The sequence below is a fragment of the Pseudoglutamicibacter cumminsii genome (assembly GCF_016907775.1).
Classification (GTDB): domain Bacteria; phylum Actinomycetota; class Actinomycetes; order Actinomycetales; family Micrococcaceae; genus Pseudoglutamicibacter; species Pseudoglutamicibacter cumminsii.
Window position 1 is genome coordinate 704,685 of record NZ_JAFBCO010000001.1, and the last position, 18,440, is coordinate 723,124.

Sequence of the window (18,440 nt, forward strand, 5' to 3'; positions counted from 1 at the left end):
CACTTCTTGCCCGACGGCCAGGGACGTTTTGGGTTCTACATCGACGCCGTGGTATGGTTTCATCTGTTCGCCTCAGCGAGGTGAACAGCGCGAGCACCACAACTTAACTGTTGAGAATCGCTTGCGGGGGTATGGCGCAGTTGGTAGCGCGTCTCCATGGCATGGAGAAGGTCAGGGGTTCGAATCCCCTTACCTCCACAATGTTATGTGTCGGGACATCGTTCATACGATGTCCCGACATTTTTTATGTCCTGGGGTGGTGATGTGTCGCGTCATCGTTCCGCTTTTTTGGTGGATGTGTCAGGACATCGTTCCGTTTTTTGGGTTGGTAGTTTTTGGTGGGGTCGATGGTGTAGGCGCCAATGATTTCTCCTGTTGTTTTGTTGATAGCGAGGGCTTCGGGGCCGTTGACGAGCAGGATGATGCGTTGTCTGTTGTGGGCGTGGCCGATGCCGAGGTGGCGGAGTTTTCCGGCGTAGCGGAGGGTGATTTTGCCGTGGCCGTCTACGCGGTCGGTGCGGACTCGCCAGCAGCTGTTGCCGAGTGTGATGGTGGGTTGATCTTTAGGTGTGGCGGTGTAGGCCTGGTGGGGTGTTCGTCTGTTGATGGCTCGGTGTTTTCGTTGGGTGTTATAGAGGGTCTGGAAGTCGTGGAGTTGTTGTTGTAGGTCTTGGTGGGTTTGGGCTGGTGGTTGGGCTTTGAGCCATGTTTTCAGGGTGCGGTGGAAGCGTTCGATTTTTCCTTGGGTGGTGGGTTTTCCGGGGCGGCCGTTCTTTTGTTCGATGTTGAGATCGGTGAGGAGTTGTTCGAAGGGGTTGGGTTGTTTATTGGTGGTGCGGCCTCCGGCTAGGCGTGTGGTGTAAACGAGTCCGTTATCGGTCAGGGTTGCTGCTGGGAGTCCGTGTGTCTCGGTGGCTTCTAGGAAGGTGTTGACTACTATGCGGCCGGTGATTCTGGGGTAGACGCTGATGTGGGTGAGGTAGCGGGAGTGGTCATCGAGCCAGGAGATGATTTCGGTGTCGGTGCCATCGGCTAGCGGCCAGTGGGTGAAGTCGGACTGCCAGAGGCTGTTGGGGGCGGGGGCTTGGAATCGTTGCCATGAGGAGCGGGGCCGTTTTTGTGGTTGAGGTTGGATTGTCCCGGCTGTTTTCAGGATCCGGAAGATGGTGCTGGTTGAGGGGGGGGCTGCTGCATGACTAGGTGACATTCGACATGGCTAGCGTTTGGCCGGCCTGGAAGGATGATCATCATGCCCGCAAAATATCCAGAGCAGTTCCGAGACGACGTCGTACGCGTCGCGTTGAACCGTGACCAAGAAGTCACGCTCGCGCAAATCGCGAAAGACTTCGGCATCCACGTCGGTACCCTCGATAAGTGGTTACGGCAAGCCCGCATCGAAGACGGCGAAAAGCCCGGCACAACTCGTTCAGAGAACGAAGAACTCCGACAACTGCGCCGTCGAAACAGGCTGCTTGAGCAAGAAGTCGAGGTGCTGCGTCGTGCTGCCGCATATCTATCGCAGGCGCACTTGCCGGGAAAAGGCTCTACCCGCTCGTGAGAGAGCTCGCCGCTGACGGGATTCCTGTTGCGGTGTCGTGCCGGGTATTGAAGCTCTCACGTCAGCCCTACTATCGGTGGCTGAAATCACCAGTGCGAGAGCGTGAACTCGTGCAGGCGTATCGCGCGAACGCGCTCCATGATGCGCATCTGGAAGACCCCGAGTTCGGGCATCGGTTCCTTGCCGACGAAGCAAAACAAGCAGGTGAGGCAATGTGCGACCGGACTGCGTGGCGGATCTGCCGCGATAACGGCTGGTGGTCTGTGTTTGGGAAGAAGAAAGCACGAGGCAAAGGAACCAGGCCCGGGCCTGCTGTGCATGACGACCTTGTGCAGCGTGAGTTCACTGCGACAGCCCCGAACGAATTGTGGCTCAGCGATATCTCAGAACATTGGACCCGTGAAGGCAAGCTCTATATTTGCGCGGTGAAAGACGTGTTCTCGAACCGAATCGTCGGCTACGCGATCGACTCACGAATGAAGTCATCACTCGCAGTCAGAGCACTGAACAATGCAGTCATGCGTCGAGGGAACGTAGCCGGTTGCATCCTGCACACGGACAGAGGATCGCAATTTCGGAGTCGGAAGTTCCGGCGTGCGCTTGACCAACACGACATGGTCGGATCGATGGGCAGAGTTGGTGCTGCCGGTGACAATGCAGCGATGGAATCGTATTTCAGTTTGCTGCAGAACAACGTCCTTAACCGGCGCAGCTGGGCCACACGGGAAGAGCTGAGGCTCGCGATCGTGACCTGGATTGAACGTACTTATCACCGTCGGCGCCGGCAGGCGCGCCTGGGGCGTTTGACGCCGGTCGAGTACGAGGCCATTATGTACGAGCAGGTCGCACTCGCTGCCTGACACAGTTGTCACCTACTCGTGCAGCAGGCCCGGGCGAGTGTTCTCTGGTAGCAGGTCATAGATCGTTTCAGCACTAGCGTCTAGGCCGTCTCGAAGGAGTTGGTGGCGTAGCGCGAGGATAGTTTCGCGTAGTTTTTCTGGTGTCTGGTTGGGGTTGGTGTGCGGGCGTTTGGAGTGTGGGTGGAGTGCTTCAAGCCCGCCGATACGGAAGCGTTTGAGCAAGGTCCTGATCCAACGGGTGCTGACACCAAAATGTGCGGCTGCGTCTTTAACGCTCATCCCGCCGTCAGTAATTGCTAGCACGATCGCTCTGTTGCGTGTGTATGTCATACCTCAGCATGCCGACTCACCCCACCTTATGCGGAACGATGTCGTGACAGACGGGTGAACGATGTCGTGACAGATGGTTGGCAGGGTGTCGTGGCACATCTGTGAGTGGGTTGGGGTGGTTAGGGGTGAACGATGTCGTGAAACCAAACACCCTTACCTCCACAAATTGTTAAGTCTCGGGACATCGTTCAGATGTCCCGAGACTTTTTTGTTCCGTAGTTTTGATGTCCCAGTGGCTTGCCGTGACGGGTGGCTACCTCTAGGCAGGGGCTTCATCGCCGCCTACCTCATCGTCTGCGCGCCGGATGAGGACACCGAGCCGCTCAGCGTTGGAGCGCATTCTCTCGATAGCTTCCTCCAACGGGGTGCCGGCCTCCGCCTCGATAGTTTTGATGAACTTCGGCCCGAAACTAGCGTCTGGATTCCGCGCCACTTCGCGGTACGAAAAAATTTCGGACTTCAAAGCCTCAAGCGCGTCCGCGCCGTTCTCTAGTGTGCGCAAAAGTATGAGGTCTTCAGCATGCGGGACATCCACCAGGTCCAATACATACAGATTCGACACCGCAAGAGCCGCCGCTAACTTATGTACAGGCTCGAAGCGCTCAAGCCAGTGCTCGATGAAGCGGTGGCAAAGCGCGGAATCAGCCGGTGCAATGTGCTCCTCCAGCGCTTCTTTCACGCAAGAAATTGACATGCCGTCCGCAATCGTGAGCGCAACAGAGAAACCATCATTTGACGCCGCCAGAATCTCCTGAGCCAGCCGGGTTTTGCTGTCTAGTCCAGTCATTACCGATCCCTATTCTCCCTTGACGTTGGCATCCGCGGCGCCATAATACTTCTCTTTATTTTGACACTCTGATGCACGCTTTCAAGCGGACCTCCACGCAAGATACGAAAATCTAAATGTGCCCCTCCTATCTGAACTGCTCCCCATTAGTTGGACTGAGAAATTCAGTTACCGACTAGTGGGGAGCAGTTTTATGCAGTCACGTAGTTCGTTGAGTCAGTCTCAACGTGAACGGTTAGTGGAGTTGTTTGAGCAAGGTATGGGATTCCATGTGGCTGCTCGTGTTCTTGGTGTGCGCCGCGATCCGGTTGTGAAGCTCTACCATAGGTTCCGGCTTCATGGCAGGCTGTGCCTTGTGCAGAAACGAACTAAAAAGCAGTACAGCTATGAGACCAAGAAAGAAGTCGTTGAGCGTTTCCTGGCTGGCGCGACACGGCAACAGTTAGCTCGTGAGTACCAGTTGAGTGCTGATGAGGTCGTCACGAAGTGGGTAGGGGCTTGGCGTAAAGGCGGTGACGAGGCGTTGCGCCCGAAGCCGAAGGGCAGGCCTAAAGGATCTAGCAAGCCTAAGGTTTTGCCTGAAGAGGAAAAGCTACGCCGGGAAGTGGAACGGTTACAGGCTGAGAACGCTTACCTAAAAAAATTGCGAGACTTCAGGAATCAGGGACACGCCTGAAGGTCCAGGTGATCCTCACCCTCAAGTCCCAACATCGCCTCACCGACCTGTTGCGTGCTGCCCAGATGGCACGATCAACGTATTTCTATCACCAGAAACGGCTTGCTACTGCCGATAAGCACGCAGCTCTTAAAGCCGCGATCCAACAGAGTTTCGAATCCAGTCAACACCGGTACGGGTACCGTCGAGTGCTACAAGACCTACGCAACCAGGGCTGGGTTATCAACCATAAACTGGTCTATAAACTCATGCACCAGATGAGCTTGAAAGCTAAGATCAGACGCCGCCGACCCTATGTCTCCTACAAGGGCGCGATCAGTCATATCGCACCGAACGTGTTGGACCGTAACTTTATGCCGGTAGCACCGAATACAGCCTGGGTCAGTGATGTCACCGAGTTCCGGATCGCAGGACACAGCGTCTATCTCTCACCGATCATGGACCTGTTCGATCACACGATCATCGCCCACACCATAGCGACCTCGCCCTCCACAGCATTGACTGCCTCATCGCTGAAGAAAGCCCTCACCCAACACTCGCCAGCACCGGGCTGGATCATGCACACCGACCAGGGGTTCCAATACCAACACTCATCCTGGCGCGACCTCGTGGATGCGCACCAGAGAACACTTTCGATGTCACGCAAAGGCAACTGCTACGACAACGCCGTGATGGAAAACTTTTTCGGACACCTCAAAGCCGAGATGTATCACGGTGAAACCTTCACCACAGTCGAAGAATTCACCACTGCTATCAACGACTACATCCACTGGTACAACACCACACGAGTCCAACAACGACTCAAGGGCCTGACCCCGATGCAATACCGGAGCCAGACCCTTGAAGCCTCAGCCGCCTAAAATAAAACCAGTCCAACTTTCGGGGGCTAGTTCATTTCGGGGGCTAGTTCATTATGGCGGGGCACATTTGTTTCTGGGGTGATTTTGGCCTGGGCGCCGGCGGCGGTGTGGGCGGCTGCAATCTGTTCGGGCAGACCATGATCAACGTCAAAGCTCCGACGTCTGTAACCGCATCTCGATATTCCTGGCCGGCATGTTCCTGCTGATCCTCATCGTCGTCATCGACCTCGCCGAGGTGTCCCAGCCGACCGTGTCCCACCACTTGAAAGTCCTCAAAGACAGCGGGATACTCATCTCGGAACGGCGCGGCACCTGGGTCTGGTACCGGATCGCTCCGGCCCGGCAGCGCGCCGTCGCCGCGCTCCTGGACACGTTCGCACCAGCTGCGGTCTCAGGCGAGCCGGAGCAGATCGAAGCCGACACTGAGGCGTTGCGCGACATGGACACCCGCGTCACCCGCCTCGCAGAGGAACTCGCCGACGAACTCACTGATCTGCACCGGGACCTCGTGATCGCGATCGTGCGGGAACCCTACGCGGGCCTGATGCGGTCCGCGAAAGAGACTCGGGACATGATCCAGCTCACCGAGCGTTTCGCCAGGCAACGGCTGTCCGATCTCACCCGGGACCGCACGGCGGGGACACCGCAGGTGTTGTTCGTGTGTGTGCAGAACGCCGGCCGCTCCCAGCTCGCCGCCGCCCTTCTCAACCAGCTCTCAGGCAGCACCGTCATCGCACGCTCGGCAGGGTCGACCCCAGCGGCGGACGTACACCCGCACGTGCGCTCTCTGCTGACCGAAATCGAGGGCGAGCCTCAGGCGGGGTCGGCGTTCCCGAAGCCGCTTACCGACGACGCCGTCCGCGCCTCCGACGTCGTGATCACGATGGGGTGCGGGGACGTGTGCCCGATCATCCCAGGCATCCGTTACGAGGACTGGGCTGTGGGCGACCCCGCCCTCGCCTCCCCGGAAGGGGTTGCGGCGATCCGCGACGACATCGAAACCCGCGTCCGCGCACTTCTTGCCACCCTCACCGACTAAACGAAAGAAATGAACTGAACATGAACGACCACAAGCCTTCGGTGCTGTTCGTCTGCGTCCACAACGCCGGCCGCTCCCAGATGGCCGCGGGCTACCTCCGCCACCTCGCGGGCGGCCGGGTCGAGGTCCGCTCGGCCGGTTCCATACCTGCCGAGCAGATCAACCCGGTCGCGGTCGAAGCCATGCGCGAGGAAGGCATCGACATCACAGCCGAGCACCCGAAGATCCTCACGACCGAAGCCGTGCAGGACTCCGACGTGGTGATCACGATGGGCTGTGGGGACGCATGCCCGATCTTCCCCGGCAAGCGATACGAGGACTGGAAGCTTGAGGACCCCGCCGGCCAGGGCATCGACGCCGTGCGGCTGATCCGCGACGACATCAGGCAGCGCATCGAGACGCTACTTGCGGAACTCCTCGACTAAACGGAGCAGCGAACGAGCGAGAGGCTGGCGCGCATCATGACACACAGGCAGCGACCACGAGCAGGCTTTGAGGCGAGCCTGAGCTACTCGTTGAGTGGGACGACGTCGAAGCCCAGGAGTTCCACGCTCATGCCGCGTCGCTCGTCGCCTCCGTGATCGCGGGCCGGGCGCGCATCCAGCCATGCCTGGAAGTGCTCGCGGGTTTCCCAGCGGGTCACAACAAAGTAGCGGTCCTCCCCGATCTGCGGACGCAACAGTTCAAAACCCTGGAAACCTTCGGCTGCATCGACAGCTTTCTTTCGCGCGGCGAAGCGTTGCTCGATCTCGGCTTCAGCCCCTTCAGGGTAAGTGAGTGCTGTGATGTTGACGAACGTCATCTGAACCTCCCTAGACGGCGGCGGTGTTACGCGCCGCTACATGATTCAACCTTTTAAACAAGGTTATCGAAGCTTCCTGAAGTTTCGCTGAGTGGTACCCGCGGTTCCACTCAGGTTCCGGTGTGGGATTGGATATGTGCTGTTGGATGCTCAGGGAACACGATTTAGTACTTCTCGTAGATCCCTACCAAGTGTGGAAACTCGGGGAGTTTGCCGCCATCTCGGATGAAGGTGCAAAAGATAAGAGCCGTGTCATCCATTTTAGTTTCTAGGACACTGTCTCCTTTCTTTGTGAGTCTCCAGTAGAGGCAGGATCCTTCGCCACGGAGCTGTACTTCATTTCGGTAGAAGCGTATGCCCTTTTCTGGCCCGCGCTTATCTGGCTTGAAGCAAAGAGTTTGGACGGAACCGTTTAGGATAGCGTCATTGCTGATGATCACGAAAGACTGGTCATTGTTTGACGCCAGTTCCTGAATTTCTTCTAGCGCCCACCTGACCTGCCCGTAAGACGTAATCGGCGTATCTTCGAAATCGTCAAGGGAGACATATATTTTCCACCCGTCGGGGACTCGCGCGGTGTAGTCGAATTCGGGTACTGGGACCGGCGGGACAAAACGTACTGCTTGCACACAGTTATCACTTAGCATGAGAGCAAATCTCAGCAGCTCACCTTCGTTCGTATAGCTAGTGGCACCCACCTTTCCACGACCGTCAAGGTTCGGCTGTTGAATGCGGGAAGCTGGCAGCGACGGAGGGTTTGATGAGCGAAGCAAAATGGAACCTGGTGCCGCTTACGCCTGAATACATTGAAAATGAGCATGGCGGCTACGTGTCGGAGCTTGAGAACGCGCTCAAGAATCATGAAATCCGCAACATCGCTCTTTCCGGGCCTTACGGTGTCGGAAAGAGCAGCATCCTTCGCGAGCTTGCCAGGAGACAAAAGGACCGCGTCATGGGGCTTTCACTAGATCTTCTCAACATTTCCCTTCGAAAAGCCCTTAAAGCTAACTTGGGGCTAGGTAAGCCTCGCGATATCGAAGAAAGATAATCGAAAAACGGACTGTTACGGGACTTAAACCGAGGCTACTGTAAGTGGAATTGGGCCCCGGCTTGGCGGAGCATCTGGAAAGTGTCCAGCGTATCAACGTCCATAGCCATGCAAGCGTCCGGAATCAATACCCTCTTCCGAGAATTAGGTTGAGGGCGTTCATGGGTAACCACCGTATGCTTATGCTCCCGCGCGTAGGCCACCAAAAGGTAGTCGGCGTTGGCACCGGTGAACTCGTTTAATGCAGCTTGAGTAAAGTTCCTCGATTTTGCCCAAGTAGTGAGGGCGGCGAAGTGTCGCGTTGTACCTTGATCGATAGGCCGAAAGAAGGCCGCATTACCCCTAGCCCACCTCGCGAGCTCATCCTCACCAGCAAGGAGTTCTTTGCGGACCGCCTCGATACTGCAAGCTAACGATTTCTGGTGAGCTGTATCGAGCCAGGTCCAGAATCCAGGAGCGATATCGAAGGCGTAATAACGGTTCTTGGCTTCAATAAACACGTTAGTGTCGAGTAGATACATCATGCCACCTGCAGCTCGGTAGCTAGATTCTCAAATGTCTCGTGCTTTTTAGTGCCGAGCAACCTGTAAGCGTCCCGATAGGTAGTGTTTCCTTCATAGGCGCTAGCAATTACAGCCCGAGCAAACCGGCGGCTTAGCCGGAGCGGTTGCGTTTTGTAATAGTTGCCTCCACCCGACCCACCGTGTTTCTCGGCGAGGATTTTGATAACGCGATCCCGCTCTTCCTCATAACGCTGGCGGTAGCCATCCCATGTCAGGAGTCCGGCGTCGAAAATGCGCCTGAGAATCACCAGGGTGCTGACTCGATATTTCCCTGCCAGGCGTTCCAGCTCCTCAAGGATCGCTTCGCCCAGATAATCTCTTCGCAATGCATCAAGCGGAACCAGCACTTCTGCCGCAACTTCATTGCACCACAGTTCCTCGGCTAAGCCAGTACTGGCAGTCAACGCCGCGTCGGAGAGCGCGCTTCTCCCCAGCCACACATGAGCGAGCTCGTGGATCAGAGTGAAGATCTGCGCTGCTTTCGTATCAGCGCCGTTAATGAAAATCAGTGGCACAAGCGGGTCAGACAGTGCGAACCCCCGAAACTCTTCAGGATTGAGTTTCCGGTGAGTGTTCGCCCCTACGATCCCATTGATCATTACCAAAACACCGATGTGTTCGATCCGATCAATCAGGCTTCGACGAGCATCTTCCCAGCTGGAAAACTCTTCTCTTCGGGACAAGCCGAGGTCCAGCAAACGGCGCATCTCATCCGCCACTAGCTCCGGGGACGTGTCCGTGGTTACGGATCCGACAAAGTCGGGGGCAACCATGCCGCACTCTTGTGCGTAGGCTCGGTACCAGTCCTGTCGGGACTGACACATGTAGATCGTGTCCAGCAGATCAGCCGATGGCTGCGGGACAGCAACATTCCCGATGGTGCGCATGTCTGGGATGGGAACTTCCTCGCTGGGTGGCTCAGGGAGGAACAGCATCCCGAACGGGGTATGCGTGGCGTCAGCGAATTTCTCGAGCTGTTTTAGTGTCGGCTGGACAGCGCCGGAGATCCAGGCATCAAGTTTAGGGGCACGCCGTTCAGCAGTTTCAACATCCCATCCCGCCCTCTCGACAGCCCACTGGAGCAGATCGGGAGCGACCTCAACGCGAACACTCACCACGCCACCTCCAAACGGGTTTGAATCGAAGACAACCCTGAATCAAATTCTACCTTGGAGACGAAACAACGACATGGGCGGTTTCTTTCACAGAGCGAAGTTCGGTTCGGCTAAAGCGCCTGCAGTCCTGACGCTAACCCTCATCCACGCTGCAACCCCGAGGTAGTCGCCAGCCTGCGCCCCAGGGCGTCGCAACTAGAAAGGTTGGACATCCGGAGGCGAGATCGGTCAGGCGTAAACTGAACATGTTCAGTGAACGCGTTCAGGAGTTACTCGTGCCCCGCAGCCGAAATGAAACTAGACAAGCAACCCGCCGCGCCGTGTTGAAAGCTACAAGTCGCCTATTCGGCGAGCGCGGGTTCGCTTCCACGACGATTCGTGAGATCGCTCAAGAAGCCGGCGTGAGCGTCGGCACCGTCATGGCCGCCGGGGACAAAGAAGCCCTCCTCGTTGAGCTCTTCGATGACCTCATCGATCAACGCCAACAACACATCGATTCCCTCGACTTAGATACCAGCGAGCCGTGCGGCGACAGTGCTATATCCATCGTGGAACCGTTCGTCGCTCTCTTCGAGGAACGCCGCGAACTAGCCCGCACCTATGCATCGGTCCTAGTGCGCGGCCGCCACACCTCCGTCGTTTTCACCGACCTTGCACGCCGACTCATCGATGTGTTTGAACAACTCATCACCGCCCACGGATGCACAAGCCGGGCAGACACACATAGACGAGCCGAAGCCCTTCATTCTGCCTATATCGGCAACCTATTCATCTGGGCATCCACCACCGAACAGTCCGGCGCCGACCTCCTCACTCAGCTACGCAAAGTCTTCACCGCAATCTGCCCACCAACAGGAAGCAACTCATGATCCTGATTCCCTCATCAGAGCTACCACCAGCGCTCTTAGCAACCGCTCTCATTCTCGATGTGGCACTATCAATCCGGCCGGTCCAATTTATTCGCGACTGCCTCCACGGTGTCCGCTTTCCTGAAGAATGGTGGTGGTCCCTGCTCGTCATCAAGGTGCTAGCCGCAGCCGGGCTCATCGCAGGGATCTGGGTTCCCGGACTAGCCTTCGCGGCAAACAGCGGTGTAATCGCCTACTTCCTCTGTGCTGTTGTAGCCCATATCCGCGCAAAAGCAACAGGCTCAGCCTTCTGGATCAATTGCCTGGGGGTGCTCGTCCTAGCCAGTGCCACACTCGTGTGGAGCTTCATCTAGAAAGTTCTCGCCCGGAAGCTACCTACAACAGAAGATGCCCCAGGATCGTCCAGATCCTGGAGCATCTTGCTTTAGCTGTTGCGGATCTTCGCCGCCTTAGCTGTTAGTTAGCGAAGAACTCGTTCGGGCTTACCGGCTTGCCGTTCTCGTCGTAGTTGTAGAAGCCCTTGCCGTCTGCGACTCCACTGAAGCCAGCATCGATCGCTTCCTTGAGTTTCTTGCCGAAACGCTGGCGAGTCTCGTCCTCAGACGTGCTTGCGATGTTCGAAGCCACGTGGAAACCAACCACGTCGTAGACCTCGAACGGGCCGCGAGCGAAGCCCGTACCGAGCTTCCACGCGTTATCGATGTCCTCAGGGGTGCCCACGCCGTTCATGTACAGGTCGCTACCTGCGTTGAGCCATGGGATCAGCAGTGAGTTCAGGAAATAACCAGGGGTTTCCTTCTTCACGTGAGCCGGAACCATGCCGGTCTCCTTGGCGTACGTCAGCGCCTTCTCAACGAAGGCCTGGTCCGTCTTCGGGGTCTCCATGACCTCCGCGAGGTTCTGCTTCCAGATCCGGTTCGCGTAGTGGATGGCGAGGAAGCGCTCCGGTGCGCCCGTCGAGTCAGCAAACAGTGACGGCAGCAACGACGACGTGTTGGTCGCCAACAGCGTCCGCTCATCAGCGAGCTTGCCGACCTTAGCCCAGGTTTCGCGCTTGAGGTCAAGGTTCTCCGGTACTGCCTCGATGATGATGTCGACGTCGGAAACCGCCTCTTCAAGGTCAGTTGTTGCCTTGATGCGCGCTACGGCTTCCTCAAAGTTCTCTTCCGTGAAGTCGGCCAGGTCCTCGCTGTAGCCCTTGCGCATCCACGCCCAGCGGGCCGGGAGCTTGTCGATCGATTCCTGGAACGGGTCGTAAATGGTGACGTCTTTACCGTGATAGGCAGCCTGCATGGCGATCTGCGATCCCAGCACGCCTCCGCCCAGAACGGTAACGGTTGTGAATTCAGTTGCGTTGTTAGTTTCCGACATCTTCCGCTCCCCTCACAAGGACTAACTTTACACTTGTAACATTACTCCTCTTGGCGCTTGAAACAAGGCATTCGCCCATCAGCGAAACCAGTCACGAGGCTCAATCTCCGCGGAATAAAGTCGGGCCCAAAACCGGTTAAACACCACGAGCTTGCCCCTTCCGCAAGCATCTACTTAAGGCCTCAACCGAAGGAGCATCATGAGCACCACCGTTGATTTCTACTACGACCCCTCCTGCCCCTTCTGCTGGGTCACCAGCCGCTGGCTCGTCCGCGTCCAGGAAGACCGCGACATCGACATCACGTGGCGCCCGTTCTCACTAGCAATCAAGAACGATGAACTCGGCAACGGCACCGCAAACCACAACGGCCGCGGCCACGTCGCAGGCCACCGCGTGCTGCGCGTGATCGCCGCCGCCGAAAAGGCCGGGGCCGACGCCGGCGCCCTCTACACCGCTTTCGGCCGCGCCTACCACACACAGGACGGCGCGATGGATGATTCCCTCATCGCGACCGTACTGAAGGACCACAACCTCGATGCGTCCCTCGCCGATGCCGCAGACGACGCTTCCTGGGACGCCCACCTCGAAACTGAACAGCAGGCAGCGCTCGATGCGGTCGGCAACGACGTCGGCGTGCCGATCATTCTCTTCACGAAGAACGGCGCGGAGCCGCAGGGCTACTTCGGTCCTGTCATCAACGCCTTGCCAAGCCGCGAGGAAGGCCTCGACCTATGGGACGGCCTCGAGAAGCTCGCGCCAGTTCCTTCGTTCTACGAGCTCAAGCGCACCCGCCCAAAGGGCGGCCCAGACAAGACCGGGACCGAGAGCATCTAGCCGAGACGATCTAACCGGTCAGCAACCGGACATCTGAGCAGGCCCGGCGAACTTACCCCTTAGCGGAAGCTCGCCGCGGCCCGCTCAAAGTCTGGATACTCAAACACAGGCCCCAGAATCTCGGCGGCATTCGTGCGGGCCTTCACGCCGGTCAGCAAAAGCTCCGGTTCGAAACCAGCCAATTCTCCGACGGCACGCATCAGGCCCGCAGGAACCCGAAGTTGCCAACCCTTACCCGAAGCGGAACCGAGCAATTGCAAGGCTTCCGAAAGCCTGATCGGCTCCGGCGCCGCCGCCACCACAACGCGGTGCCTCAAAGCTTCGAAGCCACGTCCTTCGGCTGCCGCTTGCTCTTCCTGCATGAGCAACGCGTGCACAACAATCCGAGCCCAATCCTCCACGTGAATCCACGACAACCAAGAGTCCTCAGCTGGGTGAACCCTTGCCGCTGCAACAGTTTTGAGCCCTGCAAGCCCCGGCATCCCGGAACCTAAAACAGGTGCCGTCCGTACTACCACGGCGTTATCCGGTGCAGCGGCTTCCCATTCCTTCAGCAACGCCGCCATACCCGGAACTGATTCCGGCGCCCAATCCGGGGCTGTGTCCGCGGTGTAGTCCTCTGCGTTAGCATCCGTGGTCAATGCAAGGGCCGATGCGTGGATCCAGCCCGTCACACGCTTCGCCTTCCGCGCGGCCTGATTCAGCGCCCGAGCCGCCGTCACCCGTGCCACGCGCAGCTCCGCCAGCTTCTCCGCCGTTGCCTTCTTGAACATGCGCGGACCCACCATGTTCACAACCGAAACACCGGCAGGGTCTGCAAACAGTTCCGACCACTCCCCCTGGCTCACACCATCCCATTGACGCCGCGGGACCAAACCACCCGTACGCCGCTTACGGCTCAGAACCACCACCCGGCGACCGCGCGCCATCAACGTGTGAGCAAGCCGGGCACCCAAGAAGCCCGTCCCGCCAGCGATCACAACCAGCGGCAAGGCCTGCGCCGCATCGCGCTCAGCTTCCTCAGCGAGCATCTCAAATAAACGCGCACCAACTTTTGACAGGTCACTGTCAAGGAGGCCGCCGAAAGCCGCACCGCCCGCGGCAGACCCCAGCGGTCCCTCCGCCTCAATCCGTCGCTCAACAATAGTCCCGCGGCCATCCGCCGAGTCAATCAGCGACCACTTCACCCGCGTAAAGCCACCAGGCTGATCCTGCTGCCACGCAAAGCGGAACCCCTCAACCACCTCAACAATCCGAGCCGGCGGCGCCGTCAACGCATGCACCGTCCCACGAGCGACAGCCCTCGGAACCACCATGATCCTCTGCCCCACAGCCAGGTCACCGGCTTCGCCCGCGGCCACATCAACCAACACCGTGCCGTCCTCAGCAACCGGAGTACACCGCTGAACCGCATCGTCCATCACTGGCCACACATCAGGGGTCATCAAGGCACCCCACACAGCCTCACGAGGGATAGCAACACGCACCTGCTGAACACGCTGAAAGCTCATAAAACCAGCCTACCCACCAGCCGCCCGCCGGCTACCCACCAAACACACCCCTTAAACGGCGCGGCCGCGGCGGGGCACACCAGCCCACCGCAACATGGTTGCAGACGGCTCAGCCGCCTCCTCAGCTACCTCACGAACCCGAGCAAGCAGATCCTTATCCATCCGGCGGTCCCCAACCGTCAACGTGCCCAGGTGCATCTGGTCCTCAAGGAACAACAACGTATCCTTCTCAAACTCAACATTTGGCACCTTCCACCTTCGGCTGCTACATCTTGTAGAGTTAGGCAAGTAATGACAGGCAATAACAGGCAGGGAGGTGACCCCATGACGCCCATTCGCGAACGCGGCCAGCTTGAACGCGAGGTGCTAGATCTTCTACGGGAGAACGCCTCACCTATGAGCGCGCGCCAACTCCAGGACGCATTCGACGAGCCACAACCGGCCTACACGACCATCATGACGGTGCTCGCCCGCCTCGAAAAGAAGGGCCAAGTGACCCGCGGAGGTCCGTCTCCTCGCAAGACCACGTTCCAAGCCGTCCACAGCGACGAAGACGCCGCAAGCCACGGAATGCTCGCAGCACTTGGTCAGGCCAACGACCGCAAAGCGGCTTTGCTCGCTTTCGCAGGTAACCTCGACGCCGCAGATGTAGCCCTTCTCAATGAAGCCTTCAACTCTAAGAAGCGCCGCAAATCCTGACATACTGTGCCTATGCTCTGGTGGGTCCTCGCATGTTTCGGCGTCTCTACGCTCTTAGCTTTTGTAGCGCCCATCGTCCTCACCAAAGGACATTGGCATGTGCGACGCCCGCGACTCGGTCTCGCATTGTGGTTCGGGGCGTTCTTCACAGGACTAGGCTTCACTGCACTCGGCTTGATCTTGAGTGCAACTGCGGCGGTGTCCACTCCCCCGGAAGAAACTGGGCTCGAATCGTTGGCCCTTTCGCTCCTCGCCTGGATCGGCCTGCTCGCCCTCGGCGCGGTCACGGCTTTGATTTACACGGCAAATGAGCCGCTCGTTGAGATCCAAAAGTCCACGGTTTCGCACCTTGAGTCCGCAAGCTACAGCCGCACACAGCATCGTGATTATGAGCTGATCCTCTTCCACGCCGATGAGCTGCTTGCGTGCGCTGTCCCCCTCAAACGCGCGACCGTCTTCGTTTCTTCGGGACTGCGCGAGGCGCTGAGTGATGCTGAGCTCGATGCGGTGATCGCCCACGAGCACGCCCACCTGACACAGCGACATGGGCTCGCATTGCGGGTCGCACATGTGAACTCTGTTGCCCTCGGCGCGTTTCGCGCTGGCCGCGAGCTACGGCGGGCTTCGCTTTTGCTGGTTGAATTAGCCGCCGACGACGCCGCAACTAAAGCCACAAGTTCCGCCGCGCTGGCAGGGGCCCTCACGACGATGGGCACGGAACTTGGTGACGCCGGCATGCTTGCGCGGGCGCACAGGTTACAGATGCAGGCGGCTGTCGCCTAGCGGCGCTTCCGGCCCGCCGCAGTCACGTTACGCGAAGAGAGTGTCCCCAATGAATCCGCCGTCCTTACAGCCTGGCGGGATCGCGAACACGGCGGACCCGATGTGCGTGATCCATTCGTTGAGCAGGTCGAGCTCATCGAGCCGCTTCTGCAACGGTGCGTACTGCGTAACGGGGTTGTGCTGGAATGCCGTGAAGATGAGCCCCGAATCTGAAACTTCAGTCCCGCTGGGGTGCACGTCGTAGTTGTAGACGCGACGGAAGATCCGCTCGTGCGGATTGTCAGAGCGGGCGCGCCGGATGTGCGCGAACTCGGCGATCACGGGGAAGCCAGCAGCGTTCTTCGCTTCGAAGTCCGGCTCGTCGTGTTCTTTATGGCCAGTCAGCGGAGCTCCGGAGGCCATACGGCGCCCCACCGAGGCTTCGCGGCCATCGCGGTCTAGCCGGTCCCACTTGTCGAGCATCATCTCGATGCGTCGGATCACGAGGCTCGTTCCGCCATCGAGCCAGGCAGGGTTCTTATCCGGGCCTTCCCACACGACTGACGCGAAGTCATCAGTTTCTGGCGCCATGTTGACGGTGCCGTCCAACTGGCCGAAAAGGTTGCGCTGCGTGTGGTTGTGCTTCTGAGATCCGTATGCGCGGCGGAAGCCCTGCTGAACCCACGCGACATCCATAAAGTGGCGTGAGTCTTTGAGCAGCATGCGAGTTGCGTGAGCGACCGTCACCGGATCGTCCGCAGCCACTTGAATCAGAAAGTCGCCACCGGTCCATTCCGGTTTGAGGGTATCCCGCTTGTACTTAGGCAGCGGCTTGAGCCAGTCCGGCATGGCTTTCGGGTCCGGATTGATCCGCTTGACCGTCTCGGAACCGAAGCCAAACGTCACAGTGAGCCGCGACGGATAAAACGCGAGCTCCGGCTCGGTGTCCGCCAACGCGCCAGTCCCCTGCGTGAGGCGTGCCGCATCGTCGGTGAGGATGTTGAGTAAACGGTAAAGGCCGTCGCGGTCCGTCTTTTTCTTGAGGGTGAGCCCCACAAGCGTCTGATGCGCCTGCGGGTACATCTCAACGCCTGCTTGGTGCTCGCCGTAGAACGGCAGCTTCTTGACGCCCTGAATGACGTCGGCCTCGGCGAGCGCTTCTTTCCTCGCTTGGTCTTCACGGTTGCTTGCAAACGCATCGACGCCGACAACGGCCGCCGCTCCCGCTACGGTTGCGGCTCCCCCGAAGAGCAATGAGCGACGCGATACGCCACCCCGACCTTTCTGGTCGTCTTGTTCCGCGCGGGTCATTACGTGCCTTTCCTTTCTATCGACGTCGATGCGTGTGCATACTGAGGCTGATTGCCTTACTTAGTGATCGCTGTGGTCGTCACCGTGGTCATGGTCGCCGTGATCGCCGTGGTCCATATCGCCGTGGCCGTCCTCGTAGTTTTCGTTAGCGCCCGTGAATTCCTTGGCTGGGGCTTCGAAATCGAAGGTGTCGCCATCGGTGGTCTTGAGGGTGATCTTGATGGTGTCGCCTGGCTTGATTTCCTTCTCAAGACCCATGAACATCAAGTGGTCAGCGCCTGGTTCAAGGGTGATGCTCTTGTGAGCGGGAACGACGAACCCGCCTTCCTTCTCCTGCATCTTCTTGGCGCCATCCGGGGTCTCGACAACCTCGTGCAGTTCGATCTTCTTCGCATACTCGCTGGTTGCGGATTCGATCGTGATGTCTTTATCGGTCTTGTTTTCGATGACACCGAATGCGGCGGTCATGCCCTCGGAAGCTGCTTTGACCCAGGTTTCGTTGGTCGTGAGTGCTTCCTGCGAGCTTTCCTGCTTGGTGTTTTCTTTCGTATCACCCGAGCATGCTGACAAACCAAGAACGGCAGCTGCGCTGAGTGCGATTGCGGCGGAAATACGGCGGTTCATAGTGATCCTTTACGAAGAGAGGTTGCCTCAGTTGGTTTTCGTGCCACGGCTGGCGAAGTACCAGATGACAAGACCCACGATGATCACGCCAGCCCCTGCGGTCGCGATAACCCAGACAGGAACACCGGTTGCCTCGTTGGATTCGGCGCTGTCGGCGGCTTCAGCGGCACCGTCGTAGATGCTGCCGCTGTCAGCGTCCTTCCCTTCAAGGGCAGGAACCTTCGGAGCGTTCGTAACGTCACCTACAGAGAAGGGAATGGTTCCTGAGATGGGGTGCCCATCCTCAGAGACCACGCGCCAGCGGACTTCGTAGTTTCCGTCTGGCAGGTCTTCCGTCAAGGGCTGAGTGACCTTAAAGTCTTTCAACTCTGGGTCAAGACCCTCGGCATAGTTCTTCTGCTCCGCATCCACCACCATGATCATGGTGCCCAAGTCCATCGGGCGGCCAGAGAACTCGAGTGTGATGTTCCCTGGGGACTGATCGAGAGCGGCTTCGTTGGATGGCGTTGATTTGACCAAACGATCGTGAGCTTGCGCGGTCGATGCGCCAAAGACCGATGCGAAGAAGACCGATGCGATGACCAACAACAGCGCGAACGCCGCAGCACTCAGTGCAGCAATAGGCCTCGGCAGTGTTCGTGTCATTACTTTGATCTCTCCCGGTAGCTTGACGAGTTTGGACGTTGTCGTAGTGGGTACGCGGATTACTCTACAAGATGTAGTAGATAAATCCTATTGCGGAACGCTCAATCACAGCGCTAACCCACCCCTTTAAGTATGGACTGCGCCTCGAACGAGACGCAGTCCATACTTAAACGCC

The 18,440-nt window shown here is 58.3% G+C and carries 21 protein-coding genes, 1 tRNA gene and 1 pseudogene; 11 read left to right on the forward strand and 12 right to left on the reverse strand.

Annotated elements, in window-relative coordinates:
- Positions 1 to 125: 125 nt before the first annotated feature.
- A tRNA-Ala gene (locus JOD50_RS03220) sits at positions 126 to 198 on the forward strand.
- Between the two features lie 46 nt (positions 199 to 244).
- Here JOD50_RS03220 and JOD50_RS03225 read toward each other — a convergent pair.
- Positions 245 to 1,207 (reverse strand): integrase core domain-containing protein, encoded by a 963-nt coding sequence (locus JOD50_RS03225; protein ID WP_239541509.1) that lies wholly within the window; start codon positions 1,205 to 1,207, stop codon positions 245 to 247.
- Positions 1,208 to 1,249: 42 nt separating this feature from the next.
- Here JOD50_RS03225 and JOD50_RS03230 point away from each other — a divergent pair.
- A protein-coding gene (locus tag JOD50_RS03230) for an IS3 family transposase (RefSeq protein WP_204880372.1) occupies positions 1,250 to 2,418 on the forward strand; the annotation gives its coding sequence in 2 pieces (ribosomal slippage) (positions 1,250 to 1,534 and positions 1,537 to 2,418; 1,167 coding nt in all).
- Between the two features lie 12 nt (positions 2,419 to 2,430).
- Here JOD50_RS03230 and JOD50_RS03235 read toward each other — a convergent pair.
- A complete protein-coding gene (locus tag JOD50_RS03235; protein WP_338051989.1) occupies positions 2,431 to 2,721 on the reverse strand; it encodes a helix-turn-helix domain-containing protein in 291 nt (96 codons plus the stop codon).
- A 286-nt stretch (positions 2,722 to 3,007) separates the two neighbouring features.
- Complete coding sequence (locus JOD50_RS03240; RefSeq protein WP_204880373.1) at positions 3,008 to 3,535, reverse strand: hypothetical protein; 528 nt, start codon at positions 3,533 to 3,535, stop codon at positions 3,008 to 3,010.
- A 269-nt stretch (positions 3,536 to 3,804) separates the two neighbouring features.
- Between JOD50_RS03240 and JOD50_RS03250 the strand changes: the two are divergent.
- The 3 genes and pseudogenes from JOD50_RS03250 to JOD50_RS03260 all read left to right on the forward strand — a co-directional run bounded on the left by JOD50_RS03250 (position 3,805) and on the right by JOD50_RS03260 (position 6,535).
- Positions 3,805 to 5,071 (forward strand): annotated as a pseudogene (locus tag JOD50_RS03250) (IS3 family transposase).
- Positions 5,072 to 5,264: 193 nt separating this feature from the next.
- Positions 5,265 to 6,110 carry an arsenate reductase/protein-tyrosine-phosphatase family protein gene (locus tag JOD50_RS03255; RefSeq protein WP_204880375.1) on the forward strand — a complete coding sequence of 282 codons (846 nt, stop codon included), beginning with the start codon at positions 5,265 to 5,267 and terminating at the stop codon, positions 6,108 to 6,110.
- A gap of 20 nt (positions 6,111 to 6,130) precedes the next feature.
- Positions 6,131 to 6,535, forward strand: a complete 405-nt coding sequence (locus JOD50_RS03260) for an arsenate reductase ArsC (RefSeq protein ID WP_204880376.1) — start codon at positions 6,131 to 6,133, stop codon at positions 6,533 to 6,535.
- A gap of 83 nt (positions 6,536 to 6,618) precedes the next feature.
- Here the strand turns inward: JOD50_RS03260 and JOD50_RS03265 are convergent, their stop codons facing one another.
- Positions 6,619 to 6,912 carry an antibiotic biosynthesis monooxygenase family protein gene (locus tag JOD50_RS03265; RefSeq protein ID WP_204880377.1) on the reverse strand — a complete coding sequence of 98 codons (294 nt, stop codon included), beginning with the start codon at positions 6,910 to 6,912 and terminating at the stop codon, positions 6,619 to 6,621.
- 760 nt (positions 6,913 to 7,672) lie between these two features.
- Here JOD50_RS03265 and JOD50_RS03270 point away from each other — a divergent pair.
- Positions 7,673 to 7,960: a YobI family P-loop NTPase gene (locus tag JOD50_RS03270; protein WP_204880378.1), complete on the forward strand. Its 288-nt coding sequence runs from the start codon at positions 7,673 to 7,675 to the stop codon at positions 7,958 to 7,960.
- Positions 7,961 to 7,995: 35 nt separating this feature from the next.
- On the opposite strand, the gene JOD50_RS03275 is transcribed toward JOD50_RS03270, so the two are convergent.
- Both JOD50_RS03275 and JOD50_RS03280 read right to left on the reverse strand, forming a co-directional pair.
- A complete protein-coding gene (locus tag JOD50_RS03275; RefSeq protein WP_239541510.1) occupies positions 7,996 to 8,484 on the reverse strand; it encodes a DUF4411 family protein in 489 nt (162 codons plus the stop codon).
- On the reverse strand, positions 8,481 to 9,638 hold the full coding sequence (locus JOD50_RS03280) for an ImmA/IrrE family metallo-endopeptidase (protein WP_204880379.1): 1,158 nt from the start codon (positions 9,636 to 9,638) through the stop codon (positions 8,481 to 8,483). The genes JOD50_RS03275 and JOD50_RS03280 overlap by 4 nt, the downstream gene beginning before the upstream one ends.
- Positions 9,639 to 9,913: 275 nt before the next feature.
- Between JOD50_RS03280 and JOD50_RS03285 the strand changes: the two genes are divergently transcribed.
- Entirely contained in the window at positions 9,914 to 10,507 is a 594-nt protein-coding gene (locus JOD50_RS03285; protein WP_258265681.1) for a TetR/AcrR family transcriptional regulator, read from the forward strand.
- A complete protein-coding gene (locus tag JOD50_RS03290) occupies positions 10,504 to 10,860 on the forward strand; it encodes a DoxX family protein (protein ID WP_204880380.1) in 357 nt (118 codons plus the stop codon). Before JOD50_RS03285 ends, JOD50_RS03290 begins: the two co-directional genes overlap by 4 nt.
- 103 nt (positions 10,861 to 10,963) lie before the next feature.
- On the opposite strand, the gene JOD50_RS03295 is transcribed toward JOD50_RS03290, so the two are convergent.
- A complete protein-coding gene (locus tag JOD50_RS03295; protein WP_204880381.1) occupies positions 10,964 to 11,878 on the reverse strand; it encodes a 3-hydroxyacyl-CoA dehydrogenase in 915 nt (304 codons plus the stop codon).
- Between the two features lie 199 nt (positions 11,879 to 12,077).
- On the opposite strand from JOD50_RS03295, the gene JOD50_RS03300 reads away from it, so the two are divergent.
- A complete protein-coding gene (locus JOD50_RS03300; RefSeq protein WP_204880382.1) occupies positions 12,078 to 12,713 on the forward strand; it encodes a mycothiol-dependent nitroreductase Rv2466c family protein in 636 nt (211 codons plus the stop codon).
- Positions 12,714 to 12,772: 59 nt separating this feature from the next.
- Here JOD50_RS03300 and JOD50_RS03305 read toward each other — a convergent pair whose 3' ends face one another.
- Together JOD50_RS03305 and JOD50_RS03310 are read right to left on the reverse strand one after the other, a co-directional pair.
- Positions 12,773 to 14,224, reverse strand: a complete 1,452-nt coding sequence (locus tag JOD50_RS03305; RefSeq protein WP_204880383.1) for an NAD-dependent epimerase/dehydratase family protein — start codon at positions 14,222 to 14,224, stop codon at positions 12,773 to 12,775.
- Positions 14,225 to 14,275: 51 nt separating this feature from the next.
- Positions 14,276 to 14,473 carry a hypothetical protein gene (locus JOD50_RS03310; RefSeq protein WP_204880384.1) on the reverse strand — a complete coding sequence of 66 codons (198 nt, stop codon included), beginning with the start codon at positions 14,471 to 14,473 and terminating at the stop codon, positions 14,276 to 14,278.
- A 75-nt stretch (positions 14,474 to 14,548) separates the two neighbouring features.
- Here JOD50_RS03310 and JOD50_RS03315 point away from each other — a divergent pair, with 75 nt between their 5' ends.
- Positions 14,549 to 14,923, forward strand: coding sequence for a BlaI/MecI/CopY family transcriptional regulator (locus tag JOD50_RS03315; protein WP_204880385.1), 375 nt, complete (start codon positions 14,549 to 14,551; stop codon positions 14,921 to 14,923).
- Positions 14,924 to 15,022: 99 nt separating this feature from the next.
- On the forward strand, positions 15,023 to 15,706 hold the full coding sequence (locus JOD50_RS03320; protein ID WP_204880386.1) for a M48 family metalloprotease: 684 nt from the start codon (positions 15,023 to 15,025) through the stop codon (positions 15,704 to 15,706).
- A gap of 27 nt (positions 15,707 to 15,733) precedes the next feature.
- On the opposite strand, the gene JOD50_RS03325 is transcribed toward JOD50_RS03320, so the two are convergent.
- The 3 genes from JOD50_RS03325 to JOD50_RS03335 are packed head-to-tail and all read right to left on the reverse strand — an operon-like array spanning position 15,734 to position 18,265.
- The gene (locus JOD50_RS03325) at positions 15,734 to 16,996 is read right to left on the reverse strand and encodes a Dyp-type peroxidase (RefSeq protein ID WP_204880387.1); all 1,263 of its coding nucleotides are present in this window, start codon (positions 16,994 to 16,996) and stop codon (positions 15,734 to 15,736) included.
- 60 nt (positions 16,997 to 17,056) lie between these two features.
- Positions 17,057 to 17,620 carry a copper chaperone PCu(A)C gene (locus JOD50_RS03330; protein ID WP_204880388.1) on the reverse strand — a complete coding sequence of 188 codons (564 nt, stop codon included), beginning with the start codon at positions 17,618 to 17,620 and terminating at the stop codon, positions 17,057 to 17,059.
- 27 nt (positions 17,621 to 17,647) lie between these two features.
- On the reverse strand, positions 17,648 to 18,265 hold the full coding sequence (locus tag JOD50_RS03335; protein ID WP_204880389.1) for a copper resistance CopC family protein: 618 nt from the start codon (positions 18,263 to 18,265) through the stop codon (positions 17,648 to 17,650).
- Positions 18,266 to 18,440: the final 175 nt, after the last annotated feature.